This window comes from Candidatus Baltobacteraceae bacterium, assembly GCA_036559195.1.
Taxonomy (GTDB): Bacteria; Vulcanimicrobiota; Vulcanimicrobiia; order Vulcanimicrobiales; family Vulcanimicrobiaceae; genus JALYTZ01.
In genome coordinates, this window is the sequence record DATBTN010000013.1 from 1 (window position 1) to 16,260 (window position 16,260).

The window sequence follows — 16,260 nt, forward strand, 5'->3', positions numbered from 1 at the left end:
CGAGATGTTCAAGTCGACCTATTCCGACGTGTTCCGCGGCGACGATCATTGGGCGCAGCTCGACGTACCCTCCGGCGAACGCTTCACGTGGGATCCGAAATCCGAATACGTCAAGAAACCGCCGTACTTCGAAAACATGCCGGCCCAACCGCCGGCGCTCGCCGACATCAAGGGCGCGCGCGTGCTCGCGCTGCTCGGCGATTCGGTCACGACCGATCATATCTCACCCGCGGGCAACATCGCCAAGGCTAGCCCCGCCGCGAAATACCTCATGGAGCGCGGCATCTCGCCGAGCGACTTCAATTCTTACGGCGCGCGCCGCGGCAACCACGAAGTGATGGTACGCGGTACGTTTGCCAACGTACGCTTGCGCAACCAGCTCGTGCCGGGCATCGAGGGCGGCTACACGCGCTATCTTCCCACCGGCGAACAGACGTCGATCTTCGATGCCGCCATGAAGTACAAGACCGATGGGACGCCGCTCGTCATCCTCGCGGGCAAAGAGTACGGCTCGGGCAGCTCGCGCGACTGGGCGGCGAAAGGGCCGCATCTGCTCGGCATCAAGGCCGTCATCGCCGAATCGTTCGAACGCATCCATCGCAGCAACCTGATCGGCATGGGCGTCTTACCGCTGCAATTCCTCGACGGCGCCGACATCACGACCTACGCACTCACGGGCGAAGAGACGTTCGACATCACCGGCATCGAAGCCGGAATCACGCCGCGCATGCATCTCACCGTAACCGCCTCCGACGCCGAACGCGCCTCGCTCAAGTTCAAAGTACTCCTACGAATCGACACCCCCGACGAATCCGAATACTACCGCCACGGCGGCATCCTCCAATACGTCCTCCGCCAACTAAAAACCAAATAGCCCGTCATACTTCGACAAGCTCATGCTTCGACAAGCTCAGCATGACAAAGCAAAACCTTGTCATCCTGAGCCTGTCGAAGGACGGAGCCTGTAGAAGGACGATGCTAGAGTAGGGCGCGGCGCATGTCGGCGAGGAGTTTGGTGAGTAGGGTTGTGAAGCGCGCGGCGGAGGCGCCGTCGATCACGCGGTGATCGTATGAGAGTGAGAGCGGCTGCATCAGCCGCGGGACGAACTGTTTGCCGTCCCAGACCGGGCGGATAGCGGCGCGGCACGCGCCGAGGATCGCAACCTCGGGTGCGTTGATGATCGGCGTGAAGTACGTGCCGCCGATGCTGCCGAGACTCGAGATCGTGAACGTTCCGCCCGACATGTCGGCCGGCCCGAGCTTTCCCTCGCGCGCCTTGTTCGCAAGCTCCGACGTCTCCGCGGCGATCTCGGCAATGCCTTTACGATCGGCGTTCTTGATAACCGGCACCACGAGCCCGTTCGGCGTGTCCGCGGCGAAGCCGATGTTGTAGTACTTTTTGAGGACCAGTTCGTCGCCGTCGAGCGACGAGTTAAAAGCCGGAAACTCTTTGAGTGCGGCGATCGACGCTTTGATCAAGAACGCCAGCATCGTCACCTTGACGGCCGACTTCTCGGCGTTGAGTTCTTTACGGAACTCTTCGAGGTCGGTCACGTCGGCGTCGTCGTTCTGCGTGACGTGTGGAATCATTACCCAGTTGCGGTGCAGGTACGGCCCCGAGAGCTTCTGTATTCGCGTGAGCGGCTTGCGTTCGATCGCGCCGAACTGCGCGAAGTCGATCTTCGGCCACGGCGCCAGGTTGAGTCCGCTCGCCGCACCGGCGCTGCCGGTCCCTCCGGCGATCGCCGCCTTAACGTAGTTCTGCACGTCGTCGCGCGTTATGCGCCCGTTCGGGCCGCTCGCGTTCACGTGTGCGAGATCGACGCCGAGTTCCCGCGAAAAGCGCCGAATCGACGGGCTCGCGTGGACGGCGCCGCTCATCGCCGGCGCCGCCGCAACGCGTTGTGCCGGCTCCGGCTGCGCGACCGGCGCCAGCCTTACCGGTTGCGCTTTGGGTGCGGGCGTTGGTGCAGACGTCGCGGGCGGTGCATCGCTCGTCGTGAGCATCGCGATCACGCTGCCTTGCGAGACTTTGTCGCCGACCTTGACCACGATCGACTCGATCGTGCCCGCCGCGCTCGATGGAACTTCCATCGTCGCCTTGTCCGATTCGAGTGCGACCAGCGATGCGTCTTTCGCGATCGTGTCGCCGGGCTTCACCAGAATCTCGATGACCGGAATATCTTTGAAATCACCGACATCGGGCACGGTGAGTTCGATCGATCGCGAAGCGGCAGGCGGCGCCGCAGCTGCCGCCGGCGCCGGTGCGGCTGCCGCCGGTGCCGGTGCGGCTGCCGCCCCGTTGACCTTCGCCGCGGCGCTCGCAAGCGTGAGCACGAGCGAGCCCTCCGAGACCTTGTCGCCGACTTTCACTTTGAGATCTTTGACCGTGCCCGCGGCCGGCGACGGCACTTCCATCGTTGCCTTGTCGGATTCGAGCGCGATCAGCGAGTCGTCTTTCTCGACCGTATCGCCGGCTTTAACGAGCAGTTCGATAACGGAAATGTCTTTGAAGTCGCCGATGTCGGGCACGCGTACTTCGATCGTGTCGCTCACGGATCTGCCTTCCTACACCGTTACCGGGTTGGGTTTGTTCGGGTCGATGTTGTATTTCGCGATCGCGGCCGTCACGAGCGAGACCGGAACCTCACCGTCGTCGGCGAGCGCTTTGAGCGCGGAGAGCGCGACGTAGTGGCGATCGACTTCGAAGAAGCTGCGCAGCTTCGCGCGATAGTCGCTGCGGCCGAACCCGTCTGTTCCGAGCGTGACGTAGCGCCGGGCCTGCCCCGAACTCGTCGCCGGGATGTAGGGTCGAATATGATCGGCAAACGTGCGAATGTAATCGGTCGATGCGATCACCGGTCCGACATGCCCGCCGAGACTCTGGGCGACGAATGGGATGCGCGCTTTCTCGGTTGGATGCAGTAAGTTCCACCGCTCGGCATCGATGCCGTCGCGCCGCAGCTCGTTAAAGCTCGTGACGCTCCAAATATCCGCGCTCACGTTCCAATCGTCGGCGAGCAGCGCCGCGGCCGCCTCGACTTCGCGCAGGATCGCGCCCGAACCCATCAACTGAACCCGCGGCGATTGCTTGTTCTTGGAGACTGCCGCTTCCGTCGAGCGCAGCAGATACATCCCCTTGAGAATGCCCCGCTCGGCGCCCGCCGGCATCGCGGGATGCGGGTAGTTCTCGTTGAGAACCGTGATGTAGTAATAGACGTCTTCCTGATCGTGCAGCATGCGGCGCAGACCGTCTTGCACGATGACCGCGAGTTCGTAGCCGTAGGTTGGATCGTAACTCACGCAGTTCGGAATGAACGAAGCGAAGACTTGGCTGTGTCCGTCCTCGTGCTGCAGACCCTCGCCGTTGAGCGTCGTGCGCCCCGACGTTCCGCCGATCAAGAACCCGCGCGTACGCGAATCGGCCGCGGCCCACGCGAGGTCGCCGATGCGCTGAAAGCCGAACATCGAATAGAAGATGTAAAACGGAATCATCTGTACGCCGTGCGTCGAGTACGACGTTCCGGCGGCGCTCCACGACGAGATCGCGCCGGCTTCGTTGATGCCCTCTTGCAGAATCTGGCCCTGTTTATCTTCGCGATACCACATCAACTGCGCGGCGTCTTGCGGGTGATAGAGCTGCCCGACCGACGAGTAGATGCCCAGCTGGCGGAACATGCCTTCCATACCGAACGTGCGCGATTCGTCGGCGACGATCGGTACGACGTGCTTGCCCACTTCTTTATCTTTGAGGATCGCGTTGAGGATGCGCACGAACGACATGGTCGTTGAGAGTTCGCGATCCTCCGAGCCGTGCAGCTGCGCGTCAAAGGCCGCAAGCTCCGGCACGGCGAGCGCCGTAGCCTTGCGGCGACGCGACGGCACGTGACCGAGCGCCTCCAAGCGCTCGCGGAAGTATTTCATCTCCGGACTGTTCTCCGGCGGTTTCGCGAACGGGATCTCGGCGATCTTGTCGTCGGGAATCGGCAGATGGAAGCGATCGCGAAACGCGCGCATCGCTTCGACCTTCATTTTTTTCGCTTGGTGCGCGATATTCTGCGCTTCGCCGGACTCGCCCATGCCGTAGCCTTTGATCGTCTTGGCGAGAATGACCGTCGGCTGCCCCGTGTGGTCGAACGCCGCCTTATAGGCCGCGTAGACTTTGCGCGGATCGTGTCCGCCGCGCTGCAGCGCCCAAATATCGTCGTCGCTCATGTGCTCGACGAGCGCGGCCGTTTCCGGATAGCGCCCGAAGAAGTGCTCGCGCACGAACGCGCCGTTGTTGGCCTTAAACGTTTGGTAGTCGCCGTCGACGCACTCGTTCATGAGCTGCACGAGCTTTCCGCTCGTGTCGCGCGCGAGCAGTGCGTCCCAGCCGCTGCCCCAGATGACCTTGATAACGTTCCAGCCCGCACCCTTGAATACGGTTTCGAGTTCCTGGATGATCTTGCCGTTGCCGCGCACCGGACCATCGAGCCGCTGCAGGTTGCAGTTGACGACCCAGATCAGATTGTCGAGATGCTCGCGGCCGGCAAGTGAGATCGCGCCGAGCGACTCGGGTTCGTCGGTCTCGCCGTCCCCGAGAAAAGCCCACACTTTGCGATCGCCCGCGTCGATGATGCCGCGGTCGTTCATATAGCGCATAAAACGCGCCTGATAGATCGACATGATCGGGCCGAGTCCCATCGAGACGGTCGGAAATTGCCAGAAGTCCGGCATCAGCCACGGATGCGGGTACGACGAGAGGCCCTTGCCGTCGACTTCCTGGCGGAAGTTGATCAGCTGCTCTTCGGTTATGCGCCCCTCGAGAAACGCGCGCGCGTAAAAGCCCGGCGACGAATGCCCTTGCATGAAGACGAGATCGCCGCCGCTCTTCTCCGAGGGCGCGCGAAAGAAATGGTTGAAGCCGACGTCGTAGAGGGTGGCCGACGATGCGAAGCTCGCGACGTGACCGCCGAGTTCGGACGAATCTTTGTTCGCCCGCACCACCATCGCCATCGAGTTCCAGCGAATGTAGTGCCGGATGCGCGTCTCGAGTTCGTCGTTCCCCGGCATCGGCGGCTGCTCGTTGGGCGTGATCGTGTTGATATACGGGGTCGTGAAGCCGAGCGAGACGTGCGCGCCTTGACGCTGCGCCGTCTCGACCAATTCGCCGATCAGCTCCTGCGCGCGCGCGGGCCCCTCGTTTGCGATCACGCCCTCGATCGCATCGATCCACTCGCGCGTCTCTTGAGGATCGCCCGCAGCCATCGTATTACTCGTCGTCATGCCGCCCGCTTCGCCCCGCACCCGCCATCCCTTCTCGATGGATCGATCCAATCGCCCACCTGGATGCATCCAAGCTTCGTCACCCTAGAAAGCTCATGCGTCGCCCCCAGCCCAACAAAGCGAGCCCTCCTTGTCATATAAGCTTGTCAAAGGACGGCCCCGTCGCATGCTCATGCTTCGACAGGCTCAGCATGACAAAGCGACCCCCCCCCCCCTTGTCATCCTGAGCTTGTCGAAGGACGGAGCCCGCCGAAGGACGGATCCAAGACTAACTCGTTGTGAGCAGCGCCGCCGTGGCTCGGTTCTCTTCGCGCAGCACGATGCCGATCGCCACCAGGACGACCGCGCCGCCCAGTAGTGCCGGCGGTGCGAGCGATTCGTGGAAGATCGCCAGCGCGAGCAAGGCGGCGATAACCGGCTCCACGACCGTCGTAAACGCCAACACGCTCGGAGAGAACCAGCGCAGCGCGGCGTTCATGGCCGTGTGCCCGAGCAACTGCGAAACCAGCGCCATCGCAACGATGCCGCCCCACGCGACGCCGTCGTGCAGCGGCGGCATCGGTTGGCGAGTCAGCAGCGCGGCCGCGATCAGCGCGAGCGCGGCCCACGAGTACGAGTGGGTGACGATCGTGCGCGTCGTGAGGTCGCCGCGAACTTCACGGATGAGGATCCAATACGCCCCGATGGCAAACGCGGCGACGAGCGCGAGGATCGCGCCGGCGATCGCATGCCCGGGAATCGGCGGCGTCGTGCGATTGAAGCCCACCATCAGAACCAAGCCGGCCGCGCCGAGTCCGAACGCGCCCCAGGCCAGCGCCGAGAGGTGCTTCCCGCGCACGATCGAGTCGTAGAGCGCGGTCCAAATCGGCGTGGTGGTGACGAGCAGCGTCGAGACCGCGACGCTCGTATATTCCAGCGACCAGACCCACCCCGCGAAATGCAGCGCGAGAAAGAATCCGCCCGCGCCCAGGATCGCACGTTCGCGCTTGCTGGTGCGCGCCAGATCACGCCGAACCGCCGCGAGCACCAGCAAGATTGCGGCGGCGATGCCAAGCCGCCCGGCGCAGGCCGCCAGCGGCAACGCGCCCGTCAACGCCCAACGCGCGAAAATCGCCGCCGCGCCGACCGCCAGTTGCGCGCCCCCGAGCGTTACGTACGGAACCGCCGATCGGCTGCGAATCTCACCGGAATGCACCGGCACCTCGTTTGGGTGCGGCCGTCGTTTCCCTGGTTGAACGTCCGGGGGAGAGTTCGTCGCGACCGGGTATATCTGGGGCACGGGAGCTCGCATTGCGCGGGCTGAGAGGGCGCGGATGACGCGCCGACCGCAAGGATTCGCACGTCGCGAATCCAGAGACCTGATCCGGGTAATGCCGGCGTAGGAAGGAGCTTTACATGGCTATCGCACCACCCAAAGCGACGAGCGGTTCGCGCAAGGTTTACGTTGAGGGCAGCGATTCGTCGATCCGCGTGCCGATGCGCGAGATCGCGCTGACCAACGGCGAGACGCACACCGTCTACGACACGAGCGGGCCGTACGCGGAGAGCGGCGTGACGGTCGACGTTCGTGCGGGAATCGCCGCATTGCGCGCCGGTTGGATCGAAGCGCGCAACGACACCGTCGAACTCGAAAAGGCAAGCTCGCTTTATCGGCGCGGTCGCGAGGCGATGCACGAACTCGACGGCGTGCGCTTTACGAGCACGCGCAAGCCGCGCGTCGCGAAGGCCGGCGCCAACGTCTCGCAGATGCACTACGCGCGCAAGGGCATCGTTACGCCGGAGATGGAGTTCATCGCGATTCGCGAAGGCTGCGCGCCGGAATTCGTACGCGACGAAGTCGCGCGCGGACGAGCGATCATTCCATCGAACATCAATCATCCCGAGAGCGAGCCGATGATCATCGGCCGCAACTTCCTCGTTAAAATCAATGCCAATATCGGCAACTCCGCCGTCGCCTCGACGATCGAAGAAGAAGTCGACAAGATGACTTGGTCGACGCGTTGGGGCGCGGATACCGTCATGGATCTCTCGACCGGCAAGAACATTCACGAGACGCGCGAGTGGATTCTGCGCAATTCGCCGGTGCCCATCGGCACGGTGCCGATCTATCAAGCGCTCGAAAAAGTCGACGGCAAAGCCGAAGCGCTGACCTGGGAGCTGTATCGCGACACGCTGATCGAACAAGCCGAGCAGGGCGTCGATTATTTCACCATTCATGCCGGCGTCTTGTTGCGTTACGTGCCGCTCACCGCCGATCGCGTAACCGGCATCGTCTCGCGCGGCGGCTCGATTCTTGCCAAGTGGTGCCTCTCGCATCACCAAGAGAACTTTCTCTACACGCACTTCGAAGAGATCTGCGAGATCATGAAGGCTTACGACGTCGCATTCTCGCTCGGCGACGGCCTGCGGCCGGGCTGCCTGGCCGATGCGAACGACGCGGCGCAATTCGGCGAACTCGAGACGCTCGGCGAACTCACGAAGGTCGCGTGGCGGCACGACGTGCAAGTCATGATCGAAGGGCCCGGTCACGTGCCCATGCATCTGATCAAAGAGAACATGGACAAACAGCTCGAGGTCTGCCACGAAGCGCCGTTCTACACGCTCGGGCCGCTGACGACCGATATCGCTCCCGGCTACGATCACATCACGAGCGCCATCGGCGCCGCGATGATCGGTTGGTTCGGCACGGCGATGCTGTGCTACGTTACGCCCAAAGAGCACTTAGGTCTGCCGAATAAGAAAGACGTTAAAGACGGCGTCATCGCCTACAAGATCGCGGCGCATGCCGCCGACGTTGCGAAGGGGCACCCGCACGCGCGTCACTGGGACGACGTTCTCTCGAAGGCGCGTTTCGAATTTCGTTGGGAGGATCAGTTCAATCTCGCGCTCGATCCCGATACGGCGCGCGAGTTCCACGACGAGACGCTGCCCGCTCAAGGCGCGAAGGTGGCGCACTTCTGTTCGATGTGCGGACCGCATTTCTGCTCGATGAAAATCACGCAGGAGGTTCGCGAGTTCGCGCAACGCGGGATGGAAGAGAAGTCGGCCGAGTTCTTAGAAAAAGGCGCCGAAGTCTACGTGCCTTCCTAAGCGATGTCCGGCGACCGCGAACCCACTCTCTGGCAGCGTCTTCGCGAGGTCGGGCCCGGCGTCATAACCGGCGCCGCCGACGACGACCCGTCGGGTATCTCCACCTATTCGGTGGCCGGTGCCTCGACGGGCCTTTCGATGTTATGGCTCTCGCTGATTACGACGCCGATGATGGCCGTTATTCAGGGCATGTGCGCGCGCATCGGCATGGTGACCGGCACCGGCTTAGCGGCGACCATGAGCAAAACGCTGCCGCGTTGGCTGACCGTCGTACTCACGCTGGCGGTCGTCGTCGCCAACACGTTTAACGTCGGAGCCGATTTTGCCGGCATGTCCGATGCGGCGCACCTCGTCTTCAAACTCCCGGCGACGATTCTGGTGCTGATCTTCGGAGCCGTGCTGCTCGGCTCGATGATGTATCTCTCGTACCGCGTGCTCGTCAACATTTTTAAGGTACTGACGATATCGCTGCTGGCCTACGTCGTTACGGCCGTCATCGTGCATCCCAATTGGGGCAACGTGCTGCGCAATTTGGTCATCCCCCACGTGCAGTTCGACAAGAGCTGGCTGACGACGGCGATGGGCGTGCTGGGAACCACGATCACGCCGTATCTCTTCTTTTGGCAGTCGTCGCTGATGGTCGAGCAGGAAAAAGACGCCGGCAATCTCAAGCTCGCCGACCGCCGCGGGGCGACCGAAGAAGATATCAAGGCCGCACATTTTGACGTCAACGCCGGAATGATTCTTTCCAACGCGGTGATGTTCTTTATCATCGTAACGACGGCGCTCACGCTCAACGCGCACGGTCTTACGCACGTCGCGACCGCGCAGCAGGCGGCGGTCGCGCTCGAACCGCTAGCCGGGAAATTTGCCGGCGTGCTCTTCATGCTTGGAATGGTCGGCACGGGATTGCTCGCGATTCCATCGCTAGCCGGCTCGTCGGCCTACATCGTTTCGGACGTGTTCGCTTTTCGTGGACCGACGGGCTTCAACGTGCAGGCGAACAAGGCGCCGCGATTTTATGCCGTCGTCGGGCTAGGGGTCTTGCTCGGCGTCGCGATGACGCTCTTTCACATCGACGCGATCAAAACGCTCTACTATTCGGCCGTGCTCAACGGGCTCGTCGCCGTCCCGATCGTATTCGTATTGATTCGCATCGCGAACAATTCCGAGATCATGGGCAAGTGGGTCAACTCGTTGGCCGCCAACGTCTGGGCGTGGTTATGCTTCGTGCTGATGGCCGGCGTCGCGGTCGCGATATTCGTATAGGGAACGCGTGTTACGCCGAAAGCTAGCCGCCGAGGCCCTCGGAACCTTCGCAGTCACGCTCGCGGCAATGAGCGTAGACATTCTTTTCTCTACGACCAACCAAGTCGACTACGTGTCGCGATGGCTCGCCCGCGGGTTCATGACCACGGTCGTCATCTACACGTTCTCGGAGATCTCGGGAGCGCACGTCGACCCGGCGGTCACCTTTGGATTTGCGCTGCGGCGCGACTTTCCGGCTCGCTCGATTGCGGCCTATTGGGGCGCGCAATTCGCCGGCAGCCTCGCGGCCGTACTCTTGCTCCAATCGTTTTTTGGACGACGGATCGCCTACGGGGCGAGTCATCCGGGACCGCACGTTTCACCGCTCGTCGCGGTCTTGTGCGAAGCGGTACTTACGGCGATCGTCATGCTGGTGATTCTAGTAACGGCGCAGGAACGTTCGACGGTCGGCAAACAAGCGGCCGTGGCAGTGGGCATGTCGGTCGCAGCGTGCGGTTTCTTCGCCGGCCCCATTAGCGGTGCGTCGATGAATCCCGCGCGTTCGATCGTTCCGCAACTCTTGAGCGGTCAATTCGATCTGGCCTGGATCTACGCGGTTGGGCCACTTGCCGGTGCGGCACTCGCGGTGGGAATTCATCGATGGATGTGCGGCGCGCCGAACCAGGACGAGCGAGAGGCTGCGACCGGCGAATGAGTGCGTGCGCGGTGATCTTCGATCGCGACGGGACGATCGTCGTCGACGTCCCATACAACGGCGATCCGGGACGCGTCGAACCGGTCCCGGGCGCCCGCGAAGGTATCGCGCGGCTGCGTGCGGCCGGATTGCCGATCGCGGTGGTTTCCAACCAGAGCGGTATCGGGCGCGGCCTGATCTCGGCGGCCCAAGTCGAGGCGGTCAATCGGCGAGTCGACGAAGTGCTCGGACCGTTCGATCTGTGGCTCTTTTGCCCGCACGCGCCCGAGGACGACTGCGACTGCCGCAAGCCCAAGCCGAAATTGATTCTCGACGCGGCGCGCGCGTTGGGCGTGGATCCGGCGTGCTGCGTCGTCATCGGCGATAAGGAGACGGACGCGCAAGCCGCGCGGGCGGCCGGCGCGCGCGCGGTGCTCGTGCGCGACGCCGCGACGCTGCGCGCCGCGATCGACGACGTTCTTGAACGGCGCTAGCGGCGCCGATCTCGCGGTCTTCGCCGGGCCGTCGCTCCCGCCGTCCGATCGCATCGTTGCCGACCGCATCGCGTACCTGCCGCCGGCGACTCGCGGCGACGTGGAACGTGCCTCGCATACGTATCGGCACGTGTTGCTCATCGACGGCGTCTTCCATCACGATCTCGCGCCCTCGCCGAAAGAAGTCTACGCCGCTGCGCAGCGCTGCAGGCTTAGCGGTGCGGCGAGCATGGGCGCGCTGCGCGCCGCGGAGTGCGCGCCGTACGGCATGACGCCGGTCGGTGCGATCGCACTCTGGTATCTGCGCGGAACGATCGACGGCGACGACGAGGTTGCGGTCTTGGTCGATCCCGCAACGCAGCGCGCCTTAACCGTTGCGTCGGTCAACGTGCGCTTCGTGGCTCGGTGCGCCGTTCGCGCGCGACTGTGGTCGCCGGCGCGAGCGAGCGATTGGATCGAGCGTTCGCGCGCGATCTTCTATATGGATCGCACGTGGGAAGACTGCCTGGAGTTACTCGAATCCGGCGCGCGCGCGCAGATCGAGCCGATCGTGCGGCGTCGCGGCGATCTCAAGCGCCAGGACGCGCGCTTTGCCGTGCGACGCGCTCAGCGGGTGCTTGAGTCCCAGTAGGAGAGATCGCCGCTGTCGGGATGCGGATACCGCAGCGAGGTTTGCGCGAGCACTTCGCGCGGCACGCGCACGACGTGTTGAATGTGGCGCCACGTGCGCATGACTTTAACCACGTAACGCTGCGTCTCGTAGTACGGAGGAACGCCCCCGAAGCGGGCCACGGCGTGCGGTCCCGCGTTGTAGGCCGCGAAGGCGAGTTGGTAGCGGTTGTGGCGGCCTTGATAGCGCGAGAGCAGACCGCTCAGATAGCGGGCAGCGCCGTAGAGATTATCCGAAGCGTTGCGCGGATTCACGCCGAGCTTGTCGGCCGTACCCGGCATCAATTGTCCGAGCCCGATCGCGCCGACGCTCGAACGCGCGTGCGTATGCCAATCCGATTCGACCGTCACCAGAGCCACGATCAGATTCGCGTCGACTTTCCAGCGGGCGGCGTTGGCGAGCACGTGGCGGGCCAAGTCGCGGCTCTGCCAGCCGGGCAGTTGCGGATTGATCGTACGAAGCACGTTCGCATAGGCTTTTACGGCAACCGGCCCCGACGGGGCTCTGTGAGTCGCGGCGACCGCGGGCAGGCCGAGCAACGGAATAAGGGCCGTCGCAATGACGAGCCCAAGACCCGCTCTTAACGGGGCAAGGAGTGTACGCATATACCTCTAGCTTCGGCACCAGCGAGTCGGTGCCTGAGGCGGGTTACGCGAGGTTGGCGCGCCGGCCCTCCCTAGGCCGGACGAGCCGGGCGGCATCCCGGGCAAGGCAGGCGATCCGTTCCTCGACCGGTCCGAACCAGGACCAGGAGGCATAAAACTTCGGGAGGGGCTGGCTCAAATTCGCGATGGCCTCGCTCACCGGCACCAGATCGCAGCCGTCGCCGGGCGTTCCGGCAAGCAGGCTCTCGATCAGTTCGAGATCGCTCGTAAAGCCGCCGGCGCTGAAGCGGTAGCTGTCGTGAAAGAAGACGATGCTCTCGGGCCCCAGGTGGGCGCGTACGCCGTGGACGCTGACTTTGAGCCGGCCCATCGCCGCCTGCGGGTCCATCTCCGGAAAGAGCAAGTTGCAAAGCGTCCGGGGCGAGACCCCATCGCGGTACACGGCCAAGGCCATGCACAGCTGGAGCTGGTCCGAGGAGAGGGGCTTGCAGAGCCCGTTGCGGAGAACCCGGCCTCGCAGGGTCTCGACAAAGAGCGGTGCCGACGCGACGAATGCTTCCATGTATCAAGGATAGCGGGCGGGCGCCGTCGCCACATCGGGGATTACCCGTAGTTTGTGCGAAGCGGCCATCTACGTAGAGGACGCTCCTGCAAGCACCGCGCCGATCCGGCGAGAACGGGGCGCCCATGAGCCGCAATTCGAGGATGACCCCACGGCAGCGCCGCGCGTGGGGCATCGGCCTGATCGTCTTCTTCGTCGTGATGTGCGGCATGATCGCCTGGAGCCAGCTCTACGCGGTCTATCACAACGTCCCGTATTACGAGGGTAAGTTACGCAAGTGAGCAAGCTCGCGGGCACGGGAAAGCTGCTGCGAATCTTCATCGGCGAAAGCGATCGGCACGGCGCGCAGCCGCTCTACACCGCGATCGTGGAGGCGGCCCGAGCCGCGGGACTCGCCGGCGCAACCGTCTTTAAAGGAATAGAAGGCTTCGGCGCACGCTCGGTGGTGCACGCCGCCCGCATCTTCGATCTCTCGAGCGATCTGCCCGTGCTCGTGGAGCTGGTCGATACCGAGGAACGCATCCGCGCGTTCCTTCCGCAGCTCGACGCCATGGTTGCCGATGGACTCATCACCCTCGAAACCGTCGAAGTGATCCGCTACAAAAGCGGAAAGCCGAAGGCGTAGGTGGATCTTCGAACCGCGGTCGCGGTTTTTCTCGGCGGCGGCCTGGGCTCGGTCGCGCGCTATCTCGTGACCTTCGCGGTCGCGCAGCGCATCGGGCCCGGCTTTCCGTGGTGGACCTTCGCGATTAATATCAGCGGAAGTTTCGCGATCGGCGTAGTCGCCGAACTCTACCTCACGCGAACCTTCGGCATGACGACCGAAGTGCGCACGTTCTTCATGGTCGGCGTCTTGGGCGGCTACACGACCTTCTCGAGTTTCGCGCTCGAGACGCTGGGGCTCGCGCGCGAAGGCGCGCCGGGTCTCGCGGTTACGTACGCCGCCGGCAGCATCGTCGCCGGCGTCGTTGCCGCACTGCTCGGAATCGCACTCGCGCGCGCCCTCGCAGGCGCGCACGCGAGCTTTTGAACAAACTTTGATAGCGCCGCTGAAAGGAAAGCGCCGCACGCATACCGGACCCCGCATCTAGGAGGTCCTAACGTGACGCTGCGTCTTCTTTTTTCTGTTGTCTTTGCGGCTCTTGTTGTATCGGCCGCACCCGCTTTTGCCGCCGGCACGCCCGCGAGCCCGAGCCCGGCTCCCGCGTCCGCGGTCAAACCGCCGAAACCACCGAACCCCACGGCGAGTCCGTCGCCGACGCCAACGCCCGGTCCGCCGTTCGGAAACGAGACCTGGCGCGAGATCGGCCCGGCAACCGCCGGCGGCCGCATCGCCGCGGTCGAAGGCTCCGCTACCGACCCCAAACTGTACTACGTCGGCACCGCCGGCGGCGGGGTTTGGAAATCGGCCGACGGCGGCCTGACGTGGGCCGCGGTCTTCGCGGATCAAAAGTGGGCCTCGATCGGGGCCGTGACGATCGATCCGAACAACAACGATGTCGTGTGGGTGGGCACCGGCGAAACGAACCCGCGTCAAAACGTGAGTTACGGCGGCGGAATCTACAAGTCGACCGATGGCGGCAAGACCTGGAAGAGCATGGGCCTCGACGCCACGCGTCAGATCTCGCGCATCCTCGTCGATCCCCACAATTCCAACCACGTGATCGTGGGCGCGCTCGGCGATCTCTTCGCCGACAGCACGGATCGCGGCGTCTACGTTACCGAAGACGGCGGCAAGACCTGGAGCAAGACGCTCTACCTCACCCCGTCGAGCGGCGTCTCCGACATGGCCATGGACATGCAGCACACGAACGTCGTGTACGCCGGCATGTGGCATTTCCGTCGCCAGCCCTGGACGTTTACCAGCGGCGGCGAAGACGACGGTCTCTACAAATCCACCGACGGCGGCAAGAGTTGGAACAAACTCACCGGCAACGGCTTGCCGACCGGGATAACCGGCCGCATCGGTTTGGCCGTCGCGCCGAGCGACGGTAATCGCGTCTACGCGATCATCGAATCGAGTCAGGGAATCTTGTGGCGCAGCGACGATGCCGGCGCCAAGTGGACGATGGTCAGCAACGACACGCTCGTCGATCAGCGGCCGTTCTACTTCACGCACATCGCCGCCGATCCGAAGAATCCCGATCGCGTTTACGCGGTCTCCGAGGCGCTCGCGCTCTCGACCGACGGCGGCAAGAAGTTCAAAGCGATCGCGAAGCCGGTTCACGTGGACTATCACGCGATCTGGATCGCGCCCAACGATCCGAGCCGCATCATCGTCGGCGAAGACGGCGGGTACGCGCTCACCGTAGACGAGGGCAAGCATTGGTTCTCGGCACTCAACATGCCGATCGCGCAGATCTATCGCGTCGGACTCTCGACGCACGAGAATCCCTACAACCTCTGCATCGGTCTGCAGGACAACAACGCGTGGTGCGGACCGTCCAACTCGCTCGACGGGTCGGGCATCCTCAACAAACATTGGATCAGCGTCAACGGCGGCGACGGCGAATGGGCCGTTCCCGATCCTTCGGATAACAACTGGATCTGGAGCGACTCCGAAAACGGCGCGCTCGTCATCTACAATAAAGTTACCCAAGACAATTATTTCGCGCAACCGTACCTACAGACCGCGATCGAGAGTTACGATCAGCGCCAAGCGAAGTATCGCTTCAACTGGGAGACCCCGATCGCATTCGCACCGTGGAACGGCCACATCGCGTGGTTCGGCAGCAACGTGGTCTTCCAAACGGCCGACCGCGGCCGCCATTGGACGGTCATCAGCCCCGACCTCACGCGAAACGTAAAGGCGCATCAAGCGCCGTCGGGCGGCCCGATCACGCACGACGTCTCGGGAGCCGAATACTCCGACAACATCCTGTATATGGAAGGCTCGCAGCGTCATCCCGGCGAGATCTGGGTCGGCACCGATGACGGCCTGGTTCAAATGACGCGCGACGGCGGCAAACATTGGAAGAACGTCACCCCGCCGGGCGCGCCCACCTACGGACGGGTTGAAACCGTCGCCCCGTCGCCGTTAGTCGACGGCACCGCGTACGCGACGTTCGACGATCACAAGAGCGGCGACGTCAAACCGTTCATCTACGTTACCCACGACTTCGGCAAGAGCTGGAAGTCGATCGTCAACGGCATTCCGGATACGCAATACGTGCGCTCGATTCGGCCCGATATCCACAACAAGAACCTGCTCTACGCCGGAACCGAACTCGGCATCTACATCTCGTACGACGACGGCGCGCGCTGGCAGAACTTCAAAAACAACCTGCCGACCGTCTCCGTCCGCGACATTCAGATGCAGCCGGCCTTCGACGATCTGGTGATCGCGACGCACGGCCGCTCGGTCTACATTATGGACGACATGCGCCCCGTGCAAGAACTCCAGCAGGCGATCGCGCGCGGAACCATGCTCTTCAAACCGCGCGTCAGCTATCAGTACACGACGCACAGCAACGACGAAGGCATCTACACCGACTACGCCGGCGCGAATCCGCCGACCGGCGTGATGGTGACGTTCTATCAGAAGACGGCCGCCAAAACGCCGCCGAAGATGGAGTTTCTCGATGCGTCCGGTCACGTGGTACGCACGGTGGAAGGCACGCACAAAGTCA

The 16,260-nt window shown here is 63.4% G+C and carries 15 protein-coding genes and 1 riboswitch; of the genes, 10 read left to right on the forward strand and 5 right to left on the reverse strand.

Annotated features, from left to right (window positions below):
* Positions 1 to 874, forward strand: an 874-nt coding sequence (locus tag VIG32_01610) for a hypothetical protein (protein HEY8296706.1), incomplete at its 5' end; no start/stop codon positions are given.
* Between the two features lie 104 nt (positions 875 to 978).
* Here VIG32_01610 and aceF read toward each other — a convergent pair.
* From aceF to VIG32_01625, 3 genes are all read right to left on the reverse strand, one after another.
* A complete protein-coding gene (gene aceF / locus VIG32_01615) occupies positions 979 to 2,556 on the reverse strand; it encodes a dihydrolipoyllysine-residue acetyltransferase (protein ID HEY8296707.1) in 1,578 nt (525 codons plus the stop codon).
* A 12-nt stretch (positions 2,557 to 2,568) separates the two neighbouring features.
* Entirely contained in the window at positions 2,569 to 5,250 is a 2,682-nt protein-coding gene (aceE, locus tag VIG32_01620) for a pyruvate dehydrogenase (acetyl-transferring), homodimeric type (protein ID HEY8296708.1), read from the reverse strand.
* 286 nt (positions 5,251 to 5,536) lie between these two features.
* The gene (locus tag VIG32_01625) at positions 5,537 to 6,463 is read right to left on the reverse strand and encodes a DMT family transporter (GenBank protein ID HEY8296709.1); all 927 of its coding nucleotides are present in this window, start codon (positions 6,461 to 6,463) and stop codon (positions 5,537 to 5,539) included.
* Between the two features lie 75 nt (positions 6,464 to 6,538).
* Positions 6,539 to 6,670, forward strand: a riboswitch (TPP riboswitch).
* Here VIG32_01625 and thiC point away from each other — a divergent pair.
* The 5 genes from thiC to VIG32_01650 all read left to right on the forward strand — a co-directional run bounded on the left by thiC (position 6,664) and on the right by VIG32_01650 (position 11,425).
* Positions 6,664 to 8,358, forward strand: coding sequence for a phosphomethylpyrimidine synthase ThiC (gene thiC, locus VIG32_01630; GenBank protein HEY8296710.1), 1,695 nt, complete (start codon positions 6,664 to 6,666; stop codon positions 8,356 to 8,358). Its footprint overlaps the riboswitch before it by 7 nt.
* A 3-nt stretch (positions 8,359 to 8,361) precedes the next feature.
* The gene (locus tag VIG32_01635; GenBank protein HEY8296711.1) at positions 8,362 to 9,627 is read left to right on the forward strand and encodes an Nramp family divalent metal transporter; all 1,266 of its coding nucleotides are present in this window, start codon (positions 8,362 to 8,364) and stop codon (positions 9,625 to 9,627) included.
* A gap of 7 nt (positions 9,628 to 9,634) precedes the next feature.
* Positions 9,635 to 10,321 carry an aquaporin gene (locus VIG32_01640; GenBank protein HEY8296712.1) on the forward strand — a complete coding sequence of 229 codons (687 nt, stop codon included), beginning with the start codon at positions 9,635 to 9,637 and terminating at the stop codon, positions 10,319 to 10,321.
* Entirely contained in the window at positions 10,318 to 10,794 is a 477-nt protein-coding gene (locus VIG32_01645) for an HAD family hydrolase (protein HEY8296713.1), read from the forward strand. Before VIG32_01640 ends, VIG32_01645 begins: the two co-directional genes overlap by 4 nt.
* Positions 10,781 to 11,425, forward strand: coding sequence for a TfuA-like protein (locus VIG32_01650; GenBank protein ID HEY8296714.1), 645 nt, complete (start codon positions 10,781 to 10,783; stop codon positions 11,423 to 11,425). The genes VIG32_01645 and VIG32_01650 overlap by 14 nt, the downstream gene beginning before the upstream one ends.
* On the opposite strand, the gene VIG32_01655 is transcribed toward VIG32_01650, so the two are convergent.
* Together VIG32_01655 and VIG32_01660 are read right to left on the reverse strand one after the other, a co-directional pair.
* Entirely contained in the window at positions 11,401 to 12,069 is a 669-nt protein-coding gene (locus VIG32_01655; GenBank protein HEY8296715.1) for a lytic transglycosylase domain-containing protein, read from the reverse strand. The two genes, VIG32_01650 and VIG32_01655, sit on opposite strands and share 25 nt — an antisense overlap.
* Positions 12,070 to 12,112: 43 nt before the next feature.
* Entirely contained in the window at positions 12,113 to 12,631 is a 519-nt protein-coding gene (locus VIG32_01660) for a hypothetical protein (GenBank protein ID HEY8296716.1), read from the reverse strand.
* Positions 12,632 to 12,756: 125 nt separating this feature from the next.
* On the opposite strand from VIG32_01660, the gene VIG32_01665 reads away from it, so the two are divergent.
* The 4 genes from VIG32_01665 to VIG32_01680 form a co-directional block, all read left to right on the forward strand.
* Positions 12,757 to 12,912, forward strand: a complete 156-nt coding sequence (locus VIG32_01665; protein HEY8296717.1) for a hypothetical protein — start codon at positions 12,757 to 12,759, stop codon at positions 12,910 to 12,912.
* A complete protein-coding gene (locus VIG32_01670) occupies positions 12,909 to 13,256 on the forward strand; it encodes a DUF190 domain-containing protein (protein ID HEY8296718.1) in 348 nt (115 codons plus the stop codon). Before VIG32_01665 ends, VIG32_01670 begins: the two co-directional genes overlap by 4 nt.
* On the forward strand, positions 13,257 to 13,661 hold the full coding sequence (gene crcB / locus VIG32_01675; GenBank protein HEY8296719.1) for a fluoride efflux transporter CrcB: 405 nt from the start codon (positions 13,257 to 13,259) through the stop codon (positions 13,659 to 13,661).
* Positions 13,662 to 13,733: 72 nt separating this feature from the next.
* The coding region (locus VIG32_01680) for a hypothetical protein (GenBank protein ID HEY8296720.1) at positions 13,734 to 16,260 on the forward strand (2,527 nt) is incomplete at its 3' end.

What these genes read in the sequence shown, in the direction of transcription:
- aceE (HEY8296708.1), bottom strand. Translation starts at nt 5,250, where the DNA reads ATGGCTGCGGGCGATCCTCAAGAGACGCGCGAGTGGATCGATGCGATC.
- VIG32_01665 (HEY8296717.1), top strand. Translation starts at nt 12,757, where the DNA reads ATGAGCCGCAATTCGAGGATGACCCCACGGCAGCGCCGCGCGTGGGGC.
- VIG32_01645 (HEY8296713.1), top strand. Translation starts at nt 10,318, where the DNA reads ATGAGTGCGTGCGCGGTGATCTTCGATCGCGACGGGACGATCGTCGTC.
- VIG32_01655 (HEY8296715.1), bottom strand. Translation starts at nt 12,069, where the DNA reads ATGCGTACACTCCTTGCCCCGTTAAGAGCGGGTCTTGGGCTCGTCATT.
- VIG32_01660 (HEY8296716.1), bottom strand. Translation starts at nt 12,631, where the DNA reads ATGGAAGCATTCGTCGCGTCGGCACCGCTCTTTGTCGAGACCCTGCGA.
- thiC (HEY8296710.1), top strand. Translation starts at nt 6,664, where the DNA reads ATGGCTATCGCACCACCCAAAGCGACGAGCGGTTCGCGCAAGGTTTAC.
- VIG32_01635 (HEY8296711.1), top strand. Translation starts at nt 8,362, where the DNA reads ATGTCCGGCGACCGCGAACCCACTCTCTGGCAGCGTCTTCGCGAGGTC.